Annotated in this window: 16 protein-coding genes; 5 read left to right on the forward strand and 11 right to left on the reverse strand. The window is 68.8% G+C overall.

The window, feature by feature from the left end; genetic code table 11:
* Window positions 1-26 precede the first annotated feature (26 nt).
* Entirely contained in the window at window positions 27-1,661 is a 1,635-nt protein-coding gene (locus BO64_RS01700; protein ID WP_496401540.1) for an AMP-binding protein, read from the forward strand.
* 4 nt (window positions 1,662-1,665) lie between these two features.
* Here the strand turns inward: BO64_RS01700 and BO64_RS01705 are convergent, their stop codons facing one another.
* The 5 genes from BO64_RS01705 to BO64_RS01725 form a co-directional block, all read right to left on the reverse strand.
* Window positions 1,666-2,991, reverse strand: coding sequence for a M20/M25/M40 family metallo-hydrolase (locus BO64_RS01705; RefSeq protein ID WP_496401541.1), 1,326 nt, complete (start codon window positions 2,989-2,991; stop codon window positions 1,666-1,668).
* A gap of 21 nt (window positions 2,992-3,012) precedes the next feature.
* Window positions 3,013-3,402, reverse strand: coding sequence for a helix-turn-helix domain-containing protein (locus BO64_RS01710; protein ID WP_496401542.1), 390 nt, complete (start codon window positions 3,400-3,402; stop codon window positions 3,013-3,015).
* A gap of 34 nt (window positions 3,403-3,436) precedes the next feature.
* Window positions 3,437-3,667 carry a hypothetical protein gene (locus BO64_RS01715; RefSeq protein WP_496401543.1) on the reverse strand — a complete coding sequence of 77 codons (231 nt, stop codon included), beginning with the start codon at window positions 3,665-3,667 and terminating at the stop codon, window positions 3,437-3,439.
* 104 nt (window positions 3,668-3,771) lie between these two features.
* Window positions 3,772-4,818 (reverse strand): UDP-glucose 4-epimerase GalE, encoded by a 1,047-nt coding sequence (gene galE / locus BO64_RS01720; RefSeq protein ID WP_496401544.1) that lies wholly within the window; start codon window positions 4,816-4,818, stop codon window positions 3,772-3,774.
* An 80-nt stretch (window positions 4,819-4,898) separates the two neighbouring features.
* Window positions 4,899-5,102 (reverse strand): hypothetical protein, encoded by a 204-nt coding sequence (locus BO64_RS01725; protein WP_496401545.1) that lies wholly within the window; start codon window positions 5,100-5,102, stop codon window positions 4,899-4,901.
* Between the two features lie 161 nt (window positions 5,103-5,263).
* On the opposite strand from BO64_RS01725, the gene BO64_RS01730 reads away from it, so the two are divergent.
* The 3 genes from BO64_RS01730 (at window position 5,264) to BO64_RS01740 (ending at window position 7,164) form a co-directional block, all read left to right on the forward strand.
* Complete coding sequence (locus BO64_RS01730) at window positions 5,264-5,539, forward strand: hypothetical protein (RefSeq protein WP_496401546.1); 276 nt, start codon at window positions 5,264-5,266, stop codon at window positions 5,537-5,539.
* Window positions 5,540-5,645: 106 nt separating this feature from the next.
* Window positions 5,646-6,425 carry a nucleotidyltransferase family protein gene (locus BO64_RS01735; RefSeq protein WP_496401547.1) on the forward strand — a complete coding sequence of 260 codons (780 nt, stop codon included), beginning with the start codon at window positions 5,646-5,648 and terminating at the stop codon, window positions 6,423-6,425.
* Complete coding sequence (locus tag BO64_RS01740) at window positions 6,409-7,164, forward strand: metallophosphoesterase family protein (RefSeq protein WP_496401548.1); 756 nt, start codon at window positions 6,409-6,411, stop codon at window positions 7,162-7,164. Before BO64_RS01735 ends, BO64_RS01740 begins: the two co-directional genes overlap by 17 nt.
* Window positions 7,165-7,301: 137 nt before the next feature.
* Here the strand turns inward: BO64_RS01740 and BO64_RS01745 are convergent, their stop codons facing one another.
* The 4 genes from BO64_RS01745 to BO64_RS01760 all read right to left on the reverse strand — a co-directional run bounded on the left by BO64_RS01745 (window position 7,302) and on the right by BO64_RS01760 (window position 12,535).
* Window positions 7,302-8,564 carry a spinster family MFS transporter gene (locus tag BO64_RS01745; protein ID WP_496401549.1) on the reverse strand — a complete coding sequence of 421 codons (1,263 nt, stop codon included), beginning with the start codon at window positions 8,562-8,564 and terminating at the stop codon, window positions 7,302-7,304.
* 55 nt (window positions 8,565-8,619) lie between these two features.
* Complete coding sequence (locus BO64_RS01750; RefSeq protein WP_496401550.1) at window positions 8,620-10,836, reverse strand: TonB-dependent receptor; 2,217 nt, start codon at window positions 10,834-10,836, stop codon at window positions 8,620-8,622.
* Window positions 10,837-11,022: 186 nt separating this feature from the next.
* Complete coding sequence (locus BO64_RS01755; RefSeq protein ID WP_496401551.1) at window positions 11,023-11,712, reverse strand: TetR family transcriptional regulator; 690 nt, start codon at window positions 11,710-11,712, stop codon at window positions 11,023-11,025.
* An 82-nt stretch (window positions 11,713-11,794) separates the two neighbouring features.
* Entirely contained in the window at window positions 11,795-12,535 is a 741-nt protein-coding gene (locus tag BO64_RS01760) for a response regulator transcription factor (protein ID WP_496401552.1), read from the reverse strand.
* A 514-nt stretch (window positions 12,536-13,049) separates the two neighbouring features.
* On the opposite strand from BO64_RS01760, the gene BO64_RS01765 reads away from it, so the two are divergent.
* Entirely contained in the window at window positions 13,050-16,175 is a 3,126-nt protein-coding gene (locus tag BO64_RS01765; RefSeq protein ID WP_496401553.1) for a TonB-dependent receptor plug domain-containing protein, read from the forward strand.
* A gap of 146 nt (window positions 16,176-16,321) precedes the next feature.
* On the opposite strand, the gene BO64_RS01770 is transcribed toward BO64_RS01765, so the two are convergent.
* Window positions 16,322-17,227, reverse strand: coding sequence for a LysR substrate-binding domain-containing protein (locus BO64_RS01770; protein ID WP_496401554.1), 906 nt, complete (start codon window positions 17,225-17,227; stop codon window positions 16,322-16,324).
* Window positions 17,228-17,376: 149 nt separating this feature from the next.
* On the reverse strand, window positions 17,377-17,940 hold a 564-nt coding region (locus tag BO64_RS01775), incomplete at its 5' end, for an aminotransferase class I/II-fold pyridoxal phosphate-dependent enzyme (RefSeq protein ID WP_496401555.1).

Below are 17,940 nucleotides of genomic sequence, written 5' to 3' on the forward strand. Positions count from 1 at the left end.
ACAAAGACAGTACGGGAGGGAAGCGGATGTCCGAGTGGACCCTGGCGCCGATCTGGGAAGCCATCGCGCAGGCCCAACCCGACCGTCCGGCGCTGATACAGGCCGACCGGACCGTCTCCTGGCGCGACTTCGACGCCCGGGCGGACGCGCTGGCCGCCCACCTGCTGCGCCGCGGCCTCGGCCACCAGGCCAAGGTCGCCGCCTATGTCTTCAACTGCCCGGAATACCTCGAGACCTATTTCGCCGCCTTCAAGGGCGGCATGGCCCCGGTGAACACCAACTACCGGTATGGGCCGGAAGAACTCTTCTATCTCTTTGACAATGCCGACGCCGAAGCTGTTGTCTTCCATGCCCATTTCGCCGAGACCCTGGAGCCGATCCGCGGCCGGCTGAGCAAGGTGAAGGCCTGGATCGCCGTGGCCGAGCCCGGCCATGCAGCCCCGGACTGGGCCGAAGACTACGAGACCATCGTTGCGCGGCCGCCCGCGAGCCGGCCCGTTCGCGGTCCCTGGGGTCTGTCGCCCGACGACCTGCTGCTGCTCTACACCGGCGGGACCACCGGCATGCCCAAGGGTGTCATGTGGCGGCAGGACGACCTCTTCAATGTGCTGGGCGCCGGCGGCAACGCCCTCCTCGGCATCCCGCCGGCCACGTCGGTCGCCGAGCTGATCGAACGCATCCAGGGGCCGGAGCATCTGCGGCCGACCACCATCGCCGCCGCGCCGCTGATGCATGGCACCGGCCAGTTCTCGGCCTTCATCTCCCTCAACATCGGCGGGACAGTCTGCGCCCTGCCCTCGCGCAAGTTCGACGCCATCGAGCTCTGGAACGAGGTCGAGCGCCTGCGGGCCACCAATGTCGTGATCGTCGGTCTGGCCTTCTCGACGCCCATGCTGGAGGCGCTGGACGCCGATCCCGGCCGCTGGGACCTCTCGTCGGTGCGCTCCATCAGTTCCTCCGGCTCCATGTGGAGCCAGGAGAACAAGCGCGGCCTCCTGCGCCACATGCCGCAAGCGATGATCGCCGACAGCTTCGGCTCGTCCGAGGCCGTGGGTTTGGGCGCTTCGGCCTCCATGTCGGGCGTGGAGGCGCCCACCGCCGCCTTCACCGTGGGCCCCAACGCCGCCGTCTTCACCGAGGACGGCCGGCGCGTGCAGCCGGGATCGGGCGAACGCGGCCTGGTGGCCGTGTCGGGCTTCCTGCCGCAGGGCTACTACAAGGACCCGGAAAAGACCGCGAAGACCTTCCGGGTGATGGAGGGCGTGCGCTGGTCCGTGCCCGGCGACTGGGCGGAGGTGGCCGCCGACGGTTCGCTGAAGCTGCTGGGCCGGGGCTCGGTGTGCATCAACACCGGCGGCGAGAAGGTGTTTCCGGAGGAGGTGGAGGAAGCTCTCAAGACCCATCCGGCCGTGCGCGACGCGGTGGTCGTCGGGGTGCCCGACGCCCGCTTCGGCGAACGGATCTGCGCCGTGGTGGAGCCGGAAGGCGGCGCCGACGTGGGGCTGACGGAGCTGTCCGATCACGTCCGCGCCCAGCTCGCCGCCTACAAGGCGCCGCGCGAACTGGTGCTGGTGGACAGCATCGGCCGCGCCCCCAACGGCAAGGTCGATTACAAGGCGATCAAGGCTCGCGCCCTGGCGGCGCTGGGCGTCGAGGCCTGAGCGGCTACTTCCCCCGCGGCTCGCGGCTGAGGCGGGTCATCAGCAGGGCCGCGCGCTTGGCCTGAAGCGGGATGCTGGCGAGATCGACGCTCTCGCCAGCAGCGTGCGAGCCCTGGCCCGCCGGACCGAGGCCAGCCAGGCTGTCGATGAAGGCGGTGAAGGAGCTGTCCGCCGCGCCGCGGCTGGCCGGATCGCCCGCGGGCATGGCCGGCAGGCCCAGGGTGGCGTTCACGGTGTTCAGCTTGTCCAGGAGCGCCTGGTTGCCGGGCGTCGGCGCCATAGGCGGATAGGCGCCGTCCAGGAACGTCAGCTCGGCCTGGGCCTTGTCGAGATGCTGGGCGACGATGGCCTGCATCTTGGCCCTCACCCGCGCGTCCTGCTCCGGCGTGAGGGTGCGGATGTCGCCAAGGGCCATGGCCTCGCCGGCGATGATGTTCGACTTGCCCGCCGCCTGGCCGTTGGTCAGCCCCTCGTTCAGGCCAGCCTGGGCCCCGCCCACCACGATGCCCACATTGTAGGTCAGGTTCTTCTCCGGCAGCTCGCGACGGAAGGCGTCGAGGATGCGGGTCAGCTCATAGATCGCCCCGCAGCCCACGGCGGGCATGCACACCCCTGACGAATGGCCCGAAGGCGCCCGGGTCTTCAGGGTCCAGGAGGCGGCCGAGCGGCGGGCGATGGTCCCGATGTCCTTGCCGTCGATCCGCGAGAGGCCTTCGAACTCCAGGGCCACGTCGCTGGCCCGGCCCGCGGCGATCAGATCGGCGCGGGCCGCCTCGATCGGCGCGCCGGGCTTCTCCTCATCGCCGGTCAGGACCACGGTGATGTCGGCGCCCTTCAGGGTCCCGGCGGCCTGCATGGCCCGCAGCGCCGCCACGATCACCACCATGCCGCCCTTGTCGTCGCCGACGCCGGGGCCTTCGGCGATGTCGCCCTTGCGGGTCCAGGCCTGGAACGGATTATCGGGCTCGAAGACGGTGTCCAGATGGCCGATGAGCAGCAGACGCTTGCCCCGGCCGTCGCCCTTGTGGGTCGCCACGATGTGCCCCGCCCGGCCCACATGGCCCATGGGAACCCACTTCACCTGAAAGCCCAGGGCCTCCAGCTCGGCCGCCATCATCCGGCCGACCTGCTCCACGCCCTTGAGGTTCATGGTGCCGGAGTTCACCCGAACCAGGTCTTCCAGCAGCTTCACATGGCGCTCCTGCTCGGCGTCGACCGTGGCGATGATCACCTTCTCCGCCGCGGTCGGCGGGGCCGAAGCGGCCGGCGTGGCGAAGGTGAGGGCCAGCGCGCCCCCGGCGGCGAGCAGGGCGGAACGGATGACCGACATGGTTGGAGCTCCGGAGCGGGCTCAGCCCGGTTGATTGCTGCGAAGGCTGCGGACGAATTCCACCAGCGCCGAGCGGGACACCCCCCGCGGCAGATCAGCATAGGCCTTGAGCAGGTCGAGGGCGCCCGGCTCGGACAGCAGGGCGGCCACCTCGTCCACGGCGCTGGAGGTCGGCGAGGCCTCGCCGAACATCTCCGACACCGGCACGTTCAGCGTCTTGGCGATGCGGGCGAGCATGGAGGCGCTGACGCGGTTGGCGCCGCGTTCGTACTTCTGGATTTGCTGGAAGGTCACGCCCGCCGCCTCGGCAAGCGACTGCTGGGAAAGGCCCTTCAGCTTCCGAAGCAGCCGGATACGCGCGCCCACGGCAATGTCGACGGGATCGGCAACCGCATCGGGTTTGCTGGCCATAACCTTCCGGAACCTCCTTGAGTCTGACGGTGCGCTAGCGCGCCCGGCTCGCTTCGTCATCTGCCGGAGGGGCCCAGTCTTCCTGTGGCGTGACCTGGTCCGAGATGCAGTAACACGCCTCGGCGATCACGATGCCGACCGCGCGTCGCAGCGCCCCCACGGACGGGCTGACGCGCTCAAGCGCCATCAGCTCCTCCTCGTATGGCGCAAGCAGCTCGACGAGATTCTGCGCGAGCCGCCTAGCGTGCTCGGGATCGTGACTCATTGCGCCCCCTGTTGAGCGAGATTTGTCGATAGCGGCAGCATTGGCAAGCAACCAAGGGTCAAAGCTCACCCGCCCTCACTCGCTGAGCGCGCCAGCGGCGCCGTTCAGCCCTGGACGCCCAGTGAACGCCCGCTTGACCGGCGCCCTGCGCCATAGGCGGGCCGGGCCTCCCAGCGCAGGGCGTCGGCCACGATGCGGTCGAGGTCGGAGCAGGCGGGCTCCCATCCGAGCAGGGTCCGGGCGCGGCGGGCGTCGGCCACGAGACTGGGCGGGTCGCCGGGGCGGCGCGCGCCGATGCTGTGCGGCGTCGGACGCCCCACCGCCCGGCCGACGGCGTCCACCACCTCTCGCACCGAATGGCCTTTTCCGGTCCCGATGTTCACCGCCTCGAAGGCGCCCGCCGGCAGATCGACTTGCAGGGCCGCCACGTGGGCCGCCGCCAGGTCGTTTACGTGGATGTAGTCGCGCAGGCAGGTGCCGTCGGGGGTGTCGAAATCATCGCCGAACACCGTCAGAGCCGGCCCCTCGCCCAGGGCCGCGGCGATGGCCAGTGGGATCAGGTGGGTTTCGGGCTCATGCGCCTCGCCGATCTGGCCTGACGGGTCGGCGCCGGCGGCGTTGAAATAGCGAAGCGCGACGCCGGTGAGGCCGTAGGCCTTGCACTGGGCCGCGATCATCCACTCGCAGGCGAGCTTGGTGTCGCCATAGGGGCTGGCCGGCGCCTTGGCGGCATCCTCCGGGATCGTCTCCAGGGCCCCTCGGCCGCCCTGGCCATAGACCGCCGCGCTCGACGAGAAGACGATCCGCTCCACGCCCTGGTCACGCATGGCGGTCAGCAGGCTGACGGTCCCGCCGACGTTGATCTCCCAGAACAGGTCCGGCCGGGCCACCGAGCGGCTCACCTCGATGAGGCCGGCGAAGTGGATCACGGCCTTGGCGCCATAGTCCCTAAGCGCCGCACTGACCGCCCGTCCGTCCCGGATGTCGCCCTCGACGAGCGCACCCCAGCGCGCGGCCTCCCGGAAACCGGAACTCAGGTTGTCGAACACCACCGGAAAGAGGCCGCGCTCGCTCAGCGCCTTGGCCGTGTGCGCGCCGATGTAGCCGGCCCCGCCCGTCACCAGCACGGCGGGCTTCGATCCGCGATCCATGCGCTTGTCCCCCAATGCCGCAGGTTCTACCGGCCCGCCCGCTTGCGCAAGGGCGAGCCGGGAGCAGGACTCTACTGCCGTCAGTTGGGCGTGACCGGAGGCTCCTCGTCCTCCTCGTCATCAAACGCGTCATCTTCCGAGAGCAGTTCGTCCAGGGCGTCGATCACCGCGTCGAGCTGGTCGGGGGTGGCCGAGAACTCGACGGTCTCGCCCGCGGCGTCCTGAAGATGCAGCACGAAATCCTCCTCGCGGACCGTGATGGCGAAATTGGCGAGCTGTCTCATGGCGGCTTCCCTCTCGCGGGCTCCTTGGGACGCACCCCCTGCCCGCCGCAGGGGATAACCGCCGAGCCGCCGTTCGGTTCGTTGGCCCCACCGTCCACCGCGATCGTCCATAGCCGGCCACGGCAGGGAACCGTCCCCACGCCCCGGGGCTTTCCCCGGCCATGACCGCTCCCCGAAGCCGCGCTGATCGTCGGAAGCCCTGTGAAGTCATAGACTTCGACGACGCGCTCCTCGACGCCTGCTCCGCCGAGGAGAAGGCCGAACTGCTCGGCGAGGCGCGCATCCTGGCTCGGGCCTTCGCCGCCGAGGGCGGCGCGGACGACCTGGCGGACATGGCGGAGATCCTCTCATCCGGCTTCCGGGAATCGGAGGTTGAACGAGCCTACGCCCGCAAGCTCTCCGCCGCCCTCAAGCGCCTTGCCCGCGGCGAGGACTAGCAATCCTGCCGCCGCGCCCCGCGGCGCCGGAACTTGACCCTCTGGGCGCCGTTTCGCCCTGGGGCGTCCGTCAGCCCTCCGCAGGAACCGAGCCCCCTTCAAGCGCATGTCGCAACCGTATGACGCCGCCGCCTTTGACCCGCCGCCGGACGCCGAGGCGTTCTACGCTGAGAGCCTCAGGCTACTGAACGAATCCCAGATTCCGTTCCTGCTGTCGGGCACCTACGCGGTGACCGCCTACACCGGCATATCGCGGCCGACGAAGGACCTGGACGTCTTCTGCAAGGCCGGCGACTACCCGAAGATCCTCGCCTACTTTCAGGAACGCGGCTACCGCACCGACGTGGAGGACGAGCGCTGGATCGCCAAGGTCTGGCAGGACAACCGCTTCTTTGACGTCATCTTCGCCATGTCGAACGGCACCGCCCCGGTGACCGACGCTTGGTTTGACGACTGCGACACCATCAACGCCTACGGGGCCGAGGCGCGGATCACGCCGCCCACCGAGCTCCTCATCTCCAAGATGTTCATCCAGGACCGCTACCGGTACGACGGGGCGGACGTGGCCCACGTCATCCTGCGCGCCCACGACCGCATCGCCTGGCCGCGGCTGATGACCTACATGGAGCCCTACTGGGAGGTGCTGCTCACTCACCTCCTGAACTTCCGCTTCATCTATCCCACCGAGCGCGACCTGATCCCGCGCTGGGTCATGGACGAGCTGTCCGCCCGCCTGAAGGCCCAGGTCGGCCTGCCTGCGGCGCGGGTGAAGGTGTGCCGCGGCCGGCTGTTCAGCCCGCGGGACTATGTGATGGACATCACCGAGTGGGGTTTCGCCGACGTGGTGGGCAAGGGCCTGGAGGAACGGCATGAGCCTATCGCCTGAGGGGCCCCGGCCTGCGCCGTCGGCCGGGGGCCTGCGAGTCGCCGCCATCGGCGACCTGCATGTGGGCGAGACCCACCGGAGGCCCTATCGCGAGCTTTTCGCCCGCATCAGCCAGGAAGCCGACGTGCTGGCGCTGTGCGGCGACCTGACCAACTTCGGCAAGACGCCCGAGGCCGAGATCCTGGCCGAAGACCTGCAGGCCTGCGCGATCCCCGTGGTCGGCGTCCTCGGCAACCACGACTATGAATGCGGCCAGCCCCAGGAAGTGGCCCGCATCCTCCACGAGGCCGGCTTGAAGCTGCTCGATGGCGAGGCCTTCGAGATCGAGGGCGTGGGCTTTGCAGGGTGCAAGGGGTTCATCGGCGGTTTCGGCCGCCACATGCTCTCCGCCTTCGGCGAGCCCGAGATCAAGCAGTTCGTCCAGGCGGCGGTCGAAGAGAACCTGAAGCTGGAGACCGGCCTGCGCATGCTGCGCAACGAGAGGATCGTGGTGGTCACCCACTATTCGCCCGTCCCTGACACGCTGCAGGGCGAGCCGCCGGAGATCTACCCGTTCCTCGGCTCGGCGCGGATGGGTGAGACGATCGACCGGTTCGAGGGTGTGAAGATCGCCTTCCACGGCCATGCCCACCGGGGCGCCTACGAGGGCCGCACCTCCCGCGGGGTGCCGGTCTACAACGTGGCGAGGCCCGTTCTGAACCGCGATGTCGGGATCGAATTCGCCCTGTTCGACGTCTGATCGACAGGGTCAAAAAAAGGCCGCGTCCGAGGACGCGGCCGAGTCATAGGGAGGAAACGCCCAAAAGGGCGAGGCCTTCATGCAACTTTGCTGCACTGCACGCAAGTCACAAATTCATGTCGCTGAGAAATATCCTGTTACTCCACCCAGTCCGCGACGAGGCGGCGGGCGGCCAGGGCGAACAGGCCGGCGGCGACCACATAGAAGCCGAGGCCGCAATAAATCGCATAACGTAGCGATTCCGCACCGAAATGAGGTGACAGTGCGTCTGACACCGCCCCGAAGAACCAGGTGCCCAGCCCCAGGCCGATGAGGTTGTTCACGAACAGGAAACAGGCCGAGGCGGTGGATCGGTGTGACGGCGTCACCAGATGCTGCACCGCAGTAATCACCGGCCCCAACCACACCAGGTTGAGTCCGGTGGGGACCAGGAACAGCAGGAAGGCGACCCACAGCGACTGGGACTGGGTGGCCAGCAGGAAGCACGGCAGGGCCACCAGATACGCCACTGCCGGCGTCAGCAGGTAGAACGCCGGACGGGCGCGCCCCAGCTTGTCCCCCAGCCAGCCGCCCAGCCACACCCCAGCGACGCCCCCCACGAGATTCATCGCACCCAGGAACAAGGAGCGGTCCACCAGGCCCATGCCCAGGCTGCGCTCGAAGAAGGACGGCAGCCAGAAGGTCACGCCATAGCCACAGACCGACGAGGCCGCCGCGCCCAGGGAGATCAGCCAGAAGGTCGGCTTGGCGAGCAGCGCCGCCACGCCGCCCGCTCCGGGCCCCGCCTCCGCGGCCGCGGGCGATGCGACCTCGCGCGGCGGCTCGCGGACGATCAGCCGGAACAGGGGCGCGAGCGCCACCCCCGCCAGGCCGACAGTGATGAACGCCGCCCGCCAGTCGATGGCATGGGCGATCAGGCCGCCGAACAGGATGCCCAGGGCCGAACCGATGGGGATGCCGAAGGAATAGGCCGCCAGCGCCCTCGCCCGCTGCGCCTTGGGGAAATAGTCGCTGATCAGCGAATAGGCCGGCGCCACGCCCCCTGCCTCGCCGACCCCGACGCCCATGCGGCAGAGGAACAGCTGCCAGAAGCCGCCGGCCAGGCCGCAGAGGGCGGTGAAGCCGCTCCAGACCGCAAGCGCTCCGGTCATGATCCAGGTGCGGCTCCAGCGGTCGGCCAGCCAGGCGATGGGAATGCCCAGGCCCGTGTAGAACAGGGCGAAGGCCAGGCCGCCCATGAGACCGAGCTGGCTGTCGGTGAGGCCCAGCTCCGCCTTGATGGGGCCGGCGAGGATCCCGAGGATCTGCCGGTCGAGGAAGTTGAAGGTGTAGGCGAGGATCAGGACCGACAGCACGACGGTCCGGTAACCGCCACTGATCGCGCGGGCGTCTTGGGCCATTGGAGCTCCGGCAAGGAGAAACGCCCGGCTCCTGGGAGCCGGGCGTCCGCTGATACTAGAACTTCGCCTCGAGGGAGAGGGTCACGGTTCGCGGCGGCCCGTAGTAGGCCGTCACCGAATTGCCGAAGAGGCCGCCGGGGAAGTTATAGCCGCCGATGCGGTACTCCTCGTCGGTGAGGTTCTTGCCATGCAGGCCGACCCGGTACCTGTCGTCCGCCGAGGTCCAGACCAGGCTCGCGTCCACCAGCCAGTAGCCGTCCTGGTCGAGCAGCGACGGCGTCTCGAACATGCTGAACGAGGAGCGGTACGAGGCGGCCGGAATGAAGGCGATCTTGCCGCGCTCGCCCAGGTCGTGGGTGTAGGTGAGGTTCACCGACCCGTTCCACTTCGGGGTGTTCTGGAACACGCGGCTGTCGGCGAAGTCCTCGATCAGGCCGGTCACCGGGTTCAGGGCGCGGTATTCGTCGAACTTGGCCTTGATGTAGCCGACCGAGAAGTTGGCGCTCAGGCCCCGCGCCAGCATGGCAGAGCCTTCCAGTTCGGCGCCGTACATGTGCGACTCGCCCACGTTGAGCACCTGGCTGGCGATGGACGCGCCCACAGGCGTCTGGATGGTGACCTGCTGGTCCTTGTACTCGGCGTAGAAGACCGCCGAATTCAGGGTCAGCCGGCGGTCGAAGAAGTACCCCTTCAGGCCGCCCTCATAGGACTGCACCTTCTCCGGCTGGTAGCCGTCGGCGGAGTCGGGGGTCAGGATCTCGTCGGCGCGCATGTCAAAGCCGCCCGACTTGAAACCCTGGCTGTACGAGACATAGCCCGTCAGGTCGGGGCTGAACTCGTAGCTGGCGCTGACCCGCGGGGTGAACTTCTCGTAGGTGTCCGAGCTCGTGAAGTCCGAACGCAGCAGGCCAGGCTCGGCCAGGGTATTGCCGAACAGCGGGCTCTTCAGGCCGGTGAAATTCTGCCGATAGACCTGCCCGGTCTTCTCGTCGCGAGTGTAGCGGCCGCCCAGCGACAGCGACAGCCGGTCGGTGACGTCGTAGCTCACGTCGGCGAAGACCGACCAGCTCTCGGTGTCCACATAGCCCGCCGTGGCGGTGGTCAGGTTGGCGTTGCCCAGCACAGTGTCGAAGGCGCCGGCGGCGGTGGCGTTCAGGTAGAAGGCGCCGAACACCCCCTGCAGCCGCTCGCCCGAGAACAGCAGCTGCACCTCCTGGGTGAACTGGTGGTCGTTGTAGCGGGCCGGAATGTCCAGGTACGGCGCCAGCTCGGCGTCGAAGTCGATGGTCCCCTCGGTCTCACCGGCGCGATAGGCGCTGATCGACTTCAGGGTCAGGGTGTCGCTGATGTTCCATTCGCCCAGGAACGAGACGCCCCGGGCCTCCACCACGTTGTGGTCGCCCGAGCCGGCGCGGGTGTCATAGACGTCGCCCAGCACCTCGCCGCCCGCCACCGGCAGGCCCAGTACGTCCAGGACAGGCAGCTCCCGGTGGCCGTGCCGCGGGTTCGAGCGGTCGGTGACGATATCGCCGGCCAGGCGGAAGAACAGGCTGTCGGTGGGGGTGAACTCGAGCGTGGCGCGGGCCGCGGTCACGTCCTTGTCGTAGTGCTCGGCGCCCGTGACGAGGTTCTTGCCGTAGCCGTCGCGATTGAAGCTGGCCCAGGTGAGGCCCAGGCCGAGGGTGTCGGTGAGGCGGGCCTTGGCCGAAGCGACGATGTCGCGCTGCTGATACGATCCCACCTGCCCCTTGAGCTTGAGCTCGGGCTCGCCCTCGATCTTGGCGGTCACATATTTGATGGCGCCGCCGATGGTGTTGCGGCCATAGAGCGTGCCTTGCGGCCCGCGCAGCACCTCCACCCGCTCGATGTCGAAGATGTCGAGCACGGCGGCCTGGGGCCGGGCGATATAGACGTCGTCCACATAGAGGCCGACCCCGGGCTCGAAGCCCCACAGCGGGTCCTGCTGGCCCACGCCCCGGATGAACGAAATCAAGGTCGAGTTGGAGCCCCGGGCGACCTGCACGGTGGTGTTCGGCGTGGACTGCTGGAGGGTGGTGAGGTCCGCGGCGCCGGTGGCGGCCAGGCGCTCGCCCGAGATGGCGCTCACGGCCACAGGCACGTCCTTCAGCGATTCCTCGCGCCGGCGGGCGGTGACGACCAGTTCCTCGACGACCCCGGTTCCATCGGCGGCGGCGGTCTGGGCTTGAGCAACGGCTGGAATGGCGGACCAAGCGGCGCCCGCGAAAAGGGCCGCCTTCACGAAGGCTTTCATAGCATCCTCCCGACAGCGCCGTTTCCGCCCCCCGCTGGGACGGCCGACGCCTGAAATTTCACCGACAGGCGAATTGATCGGGAGTGTTGGGCGATCCGGCGCGAAATCTCCAGCATCCGCCCGGCTCGTCGCCCCGGTTTTTAATCGGCTGGTGAATTTGTGCCACAGTGGCGCTGGCGCCGGGGCTCAGCGCCCGCGGGCGACGACGCCAGTCAGGCCGGCGGCGCAGTAGGCGTAGAGACGCGAGCGCACCGCCTCCAGGTCGGTGGAGCGGCACAGGCCGTCCGACAGCTGGTCGATGCGCCCCGTCTCCGAGAGGGTCAGCATCATCGCCCCGGTGAGGAATTGGTAGCACCAGTAGAGGTCGCGCACCTCGGCGTCAGGCATGGCCTCCTTGAGCGTGTCGATCAGGGCGTGGACTACGGGATCGAAGAACCGGTGCATGGTCTCGCCGCCCCAGGCCGGCGTGTTGTTCACCAGGGCCACCAGTCGGAAATAGTTCTTCCAGCCCTCGTCGTTGGTCAGCGACAGCTCGATGAGCGGGCCGATGAACGCCTCGATGATCCCTTCCACTTCCATGCGGCCGGGATGGGCGGCCTTGTAGGCGCTGAGGGCTTCCAGGCGGGCGGTGTTCAGGATCTCGGCGCGGCGCGCGAAGACGCTGTCGAACAACTCGCGCTTGGCGCCGAAGTAGTAGTGGATCAGGGCAGTGTCGACGCCGGCCTCCGCCGCCACCTGCCGCACCGTAACGCCATAGAAGCCGTGACGCGAAAACAAGGCCTCGGCCGCGTCGAGGATCGCCTCGCGCAGGTCAGGCCCCTGCCCCTTCGGCCGCCGTCCACGGGCGACGCCAGATCGTCCGTCCGCTCGCGCCATTCGCCAAATTTCCCCCCCGCCTCCGCGCTAGGCTGGAAGCGCGGGGCCGGTCAAGCCCGGCAGGGACCGGCGGCGGCGCCCGTCAGCTGACGACTGCGTGAAAGAGATAGCCGCCGCCACGCAGCGTGCGGATCAACTCGCCGCCGGCGTCGCACGCGTCCAACGCCTTGCGCAGGCGGGCGACGCGGGTGTCCACGAGCCGGGCCGTCAGCCCCTCGGCCGCCTCGCCGTGGAGCAGGGTCATCAGCTCGGAGCGGTACAGCACCTCGTTGGGGCGCTGGCTGAAGATCTTCAGAAGCTCCGCTTCGCTGGGGCTGAGCCGCACGCACCGGCCGGAAGGCCCGGTCAGCAGGCTGGTGAGCATGTCGAGGGTCCAGCCGTCGGGTGCAGCGGGCCGCTCGCCCCGTCGGGCGCGACGCAGCAAGGCCCGGACACGGGCCAGCAGCTCCAGGGCGTGGGCGGACTTGTGGAGATATTCGTCGGCCCCCGATTCGAGGCCGGCCACACGATCCAGGGTGTCGGCGGCTGCGCTGAACAGCATCACCGCTGCGCCGGTCTCCTCGGCCAAGCGCCCGCACAGCGCCAGCGGATCCTCTCCCGGCATCACGGTCTCGAGGACTACCAGGCTGGGCTCGGCCAGCGCCCAGGCGGTCTCCAGTTCGGCCAGGGTGTCGAAGCGGCGCACCTCGAAGCCCGACCGCCGCAGCATCTGGATATGTCCCTCCACGGCCGCAGCGTCCGGGTCGGCCCAGTAGACGAGGGACGGACCGGCCGGCTCGCGGGCTTCAGCCGCCGCCGGGCCGCCCGGAGGACGAAACGCCACCTTCCGCGCGGGCTGCGGCCACGCGGGCCTGTCAGCGCGGGCCTGAGGACGTTCGGCGAGCAAGGCGGCCATCGCGGGCTCCTGGGTTTCAGCTTCGGCGCAAACTAAACGGCCCCAGGAATTCCATGTGACGAAATCTCGTCACACACCGGATGAGAAGCCCTCAACATCAGGACAACCCGGGCCATCCTGCCCAAACTCCAAGCACCTGTCTTTTTTATGCAACAACTCTCGGGCAACGTAACTTGACCTAGACCTCGCCCGCGCAGGCCAAGCTGGCAGACCACCAACTCAAGACATCGATTTTTCGTTATTATTCAATATCTTAATTTGAGACCGGCTCTACCCCCCTTCTAATGTAGAGTCACCCTCAACTTGCCGGTTCGACAAATTCACTCAAGCCGGTGAACGGCGCTCACTAGCGTCCGCCCCCATCGGCGCGCGGCCCCGGCTGGCGCCCGATTTCATTTTGGGGCTCGGCCCGCGCACCGCGCGGCCGCTGGAGGAGTAGACCTTGAAAATCAAGACGATGCGAGAACGCCTGCTGGCGTCTTCGATGATCTGCGGCGCGGCCATGCTCGGCCTCGTTGCCACGGCGAACGCCCAGGAGGCCGGCGAGGTCTCCGAGGTGGTGGTCACCGGTTCGCGGATCCCGCAGCCGAACCTGACCAGCGCCAGCCCGGTGACCGTCCTGGGGGCCCAGGACGTGGCCACCCGCGGCGTCACCCGCACCGAAGACCTGGTGAACCAGCTGCCGCAGGTGTTCGCCGCCCAGGGCTCGACCTACGCCAATGGCGCGCTCGGCACGGCTTCGGTCGACCTGCGGGGCCTCGGCCCGAGCCGGACCCTGGTGCTGATCGACGGCCGCCGGCTGCAGCCCGGCACGCCCTCGGCCAACGCCGCCAACCTGGCCCCCGACCTCAACTTCATCCCGGCCTCGCTGATCGAGCGGGTCGAGGTGGTGACCGGCGGCGCTTCGGCCGTGTACGGCGCCGACGCCGTGGCCGGTGTCGTGAACTTCAAGATGCAGCGCAACTTCGAAGGCGTGCGCATCGACGCCCAGTACTCGGGCTATCAGCACACCAACAGCAACGACTTCATGCAGGAAGTCACGCGCCGCCGTCAGGCCGGCGCTCTGCGGCCCGAAGACTTCGCCCTGCCCGAGAAGGACGTCTGGGACGGCGGCACGACCGACCTGAACATCGCCATCGGCATGAACTCGCCGGACGGCAAGGGCAACGTCACCGCCTACGCCGGCTATCGGAACGTGAAGAAGGTGCTGCAGTCCGAGCGGGACTACGCGGCCTGTAACGCCAACTTCTCCACCAGCCCGACACTGTCGTACAACAACTTCGCCTGCGGCGGCTCGGGCACCACGGCCCCGGCCCAGTTCATCACGGCCGGCGGCAACGGCGCCGCCCTGACCCTCGACCCCGACGCTCCGGCGGGCCGGGCGTTCCGCGCCTACAACGGCAATCGCGACGCCTACAACTTCGCCCCGACGAACTACTTCCAGCGTCCAGACGAGCGCTACACCCTCGGCGCCTTCGCCAACTACAAGTTCAACGACCGCGCCGAGGTCTATGCCGACTTCATGTTCATGGACGACCGCACGGTCGCCCAGATCGCGCCGTCGGGCATCTTCGGCTTGGCCATCAACATCAACTGCGAGGGCAATCCGTACCTGACGGCCGCCATGGCCGAGCAGATCTGCGCCCCGACGATCGACCAGCTGCCGGACGACGTCACCAATCCGCTCACCCTCGGCCTGAACACCGACGCCGACCCGACGACCCCGGGCCAGCAGGCGAACCTGGTGATCCTGCGCCGCAACATCGAGGGCGGCGGCCGTCAGGCGGACCTGCGCCACACTGACTACCGTGGCGTGATCGGCATGCGCGGCCAGCTGGGGGACGGCTGGAACTACGACGTCTACGGCCAGTACGGCGTGGTCGTGTACCAGCAGGCCTACTACAACGAGTTCTCGAACACCCGCATCACGCGGGCGCTCGACGTGGTGATCGATCCGAACACCGGCCTGCCGGCCTGCCGCTCGGCGGTGCCGTCGCTCGCCGGCACGAACTTCGACGCAGCCTGCCGTCCGTATGACATCTTCGGCCTCGCCGGCCCCAGCGCCGAAGCCCTGAACTATGTCCAGACGCCGGGCTTCCAGAACGGCGAGTATGTGCAGAGCATGGTCAGCGCCAACCTGACCGGCGACCTCACCCAGTATGGCGTCAAGACGCCCTGGGCGAACGACGGCGTCGGCGTGGCCATCGGCGCCGAATACCGCCGCGAGCGGCTCGACCTGAACACCGACATGGCCTTCCAGACCGGCGACCTCGGCGGTCAGGGCGGGGCGACCTTGCCGGCGGCCGGCTCGTACGACGTGTACGAGCTGTTCGGCGAGGCGCGGATCCCGCTGATCCAGGATCAGCCCGGCTTCCGCAACCTGTCGGCCGAGGTCGGCTACCGCTGGTCCGACTACTCGCAAGGCTACAGCACCGACACCTACAAGCTGGCGGGCGACTGGTCGCCGACCGACGACTTCCGCTTCCGCGCCAGCTACAACCGCGCGGTGCGGGCGCCGAACGTGGTCGAGCTGTTCGCCACCGCGAACGTCCAGCTCAACGGCCTGACCGACCCCTGCGAGGGCGACGATCCGACGTTCACCCTGGAACAGTGCATGCGCACCGGCGTGACGGCGGCTCAGTACGGCAACATCGCGCCGAACCTGGCCGGCCAGTACAACGGCCTCGTGGGCGGCAACCCGGACCTCGTGCCGGAAACCTCCGACACGGTGTCGTTCGGCCTGGTGCTGACGCCACGGTTCCTGCCCGGCTTCAACATGTCGGTCGACTGGTTCAACATCCAGGTGGAAGACCGCATCGGCCAGATCGGCCAGGACACTATCCTGCAGCGCTGCGCCGACACGGCCGACGCCTTCCTCTGCGGCCTGATCAACCGCGCGCCGGGCACCGGCTCGCTGTGGCTGGGCAGCAACGGCTACATCGTCGACACCACCTTCAACACCGGCAAGCTCGAGGTTGAGGGCGTGGACATCGAGGCGAACTACCGCTTCGACTTCGGCGACTTCGCCGCGACCCGCGCGCTCGACAGCTTCGGCGGCATGTCCTTCAACTTCCAGGGCAGCTACCTGAAGGACTATCTCGTCACCTCGCTGCCGGGCGACGACCCGTTCGACTGCGCCGGCCTCTACGGCTCGATCTGCACCGGCTCGGCGACGACGGCCTCGGCCCCGCTGCCGAAGTGGCGTCACAAGCTGCGCGCCACCTGGCGTGCGCCTTGGGACCTCGAGCTGTCCGGCACTTGGCGCTACATCGACTCGGTGAAGGTGGACGCAAAGATCCCGGGTTCGGGCCCGACCCACGCCCAGGGCCCCGACGCCAAGCTCGCGGCCCAAAGCTACTTCGACATCGCCGCGAACTGGGCGGTGTGTGACAACGTCAGCATCCGCTTCGGCGTCAACAACGTGTTCGACAACGACCCGCCGATGGTGGGCTCGGGGGGCACGGCCATCAACAACTGCCCTTCGGGTCCGTGCTCGGGGAACACCTTCCCGCAGACCTATGACTCGCTGGGTCGCTACCTGTTCTTCGGGGTGCGGGCCGACTTCTAAGGCCTGACGTCCTCAGGGAACACGGCGGGCGGCGACCTCGGTCGCCGCCCGCTTTCTTTTGCCCCGGCCAGCGCGCCAGTTCGGCGCACGAAAACGGCGGCGGCTCGCCGAGCCGCCGCCGTCGCACCGTTCAGAGAATGGGGGCTTCAGGCCGCCCGCGGCTGCAGCTCCACCGTCGGCGGGGCGGCCAGGGCCTCGCACAGGCGCTCGGCCAGGGCGTCGATGAGCTCGCCCTTGGCGGACGCCGGGCTCCACAGGGCCCAGCAGCCCTCGGGCAGGCAGGCCTCGACCTCGCTGACACGCAGGAGGCGGCGGCTGCGAATGTCGTCGCGCGCGGTGAGCCAGGGAGCCAAGCAGACCCCGGCGCCAGCCCTGGCCAGCTCCACCGCCACCGCCACGTCGTCCACCTTCAGTCCCTCGTCGGACAAGACGCCATCCAGCCCGGCCGCGTCCAGCCACAGGCGCCAGGGCCGGGCGTGGCAATGGATCAGCGGCGCGGCGGCCACCTCACGAGGGTTTGCCGGCAGGCGGGCGAAGAAGCCCGGGGCGGCCACAGGGATCAGCGTCTCGCGGGCAAGCAGCCGCGCGCTGAGGCCGGCGGGCGCGGCGGCGGCCTGCACCACCATCACGTCCAGCGTTCCGCCCAGGAGGTCGGCGACGCCGGCCTGCGCGCGCAGCTCCACATCAACGTCAGGACGGCTCGCCCGCAGGCCGGCGAGGCCGCAGGCCACCACCTGGCGCATCAGGTCGGCGGACGCCCCCACGCGCAGAACCGAACGGTCGGTCCGGCTGGAGATGTCGAAGGCCTGGGAGATCATCTCGAGGCTGAGACGCAGCCGCCCGGCGAAGGTCCGCCCAGGGTCAGTCAGCTGCACCGAAGGGCCGGCGCGCACGAATAACGCGACCCCCAGGCGTTCCTCGAGGCCGCGGATCGCGTGGCTGATGGCGCTGCGCGTGAGGTTCAGCTCTTCGGCGGCCTTGGAGAAACTTTGATGCCGGGCGGCCGCCTCGAACGCCGCGATCGCCCGGAGCGATGGCGGTCGTACCGGCACCTCGCCCACTCCCTTGATTTTGCGTCAGGGAATGGTCGCTGAACGACGGAATTTGTCAGGGGAATTGCTGCCAATGGCGCCGCTTCCGCGACAAACGGCGGGGAAACCCGGTCCTCGCCGCCAGCTCGCGCCTGAAACAGATCCCCGCCCTAGGCGGCGACGCCGCCGACGCGCTTGATGTTGCAGTAGGTCCAGAGCTCTTCGAGCGCTTCGACCAGGCGGTCCATCATGTCGTCGGTGTGGAACGGGCTCGGCGTGAAGCGCAGCCGCTCGGTGCCCCGCGGCACGGTGGGGAAGTTGATCGGCTGCACGTACACCCCGTGCTTCTCCAGCAGGATGTCGCTGACCATCTTGCAGTGCACCGGGTCGCCCACCAGCACCGGCACGATGTGGCTCACCGACGGCATCACCGGCAGGCCCGCCGCCCGCATCTTGGCCTTCAGGGTCGCGGCCCGCTCCTGGTGGGCCTCGCGCACCTCGTTGTGCTCCTTCAGCCAGCGGATCGAGGCCGCCGCCCCCGCCGCCAGCGCCGGCGGCAGCGAGGTCGTGAAGATGAAGCCGTCGGCATAGCTGCGGATCGCGTCCACGATCACCGCATCGGCCGCGATATAGCCGCCCATCACCCCGAACGCCTTGCCCAGCGTCCCCTCGATGATGTCGATCTCGGCCATCAGGCCGTCACGCTCGGCCACGCCCGCGCCCCGGGGACCGTA

The organism is Phenylobacterium composti DSM 19425 (assembly GCF_059568645.1).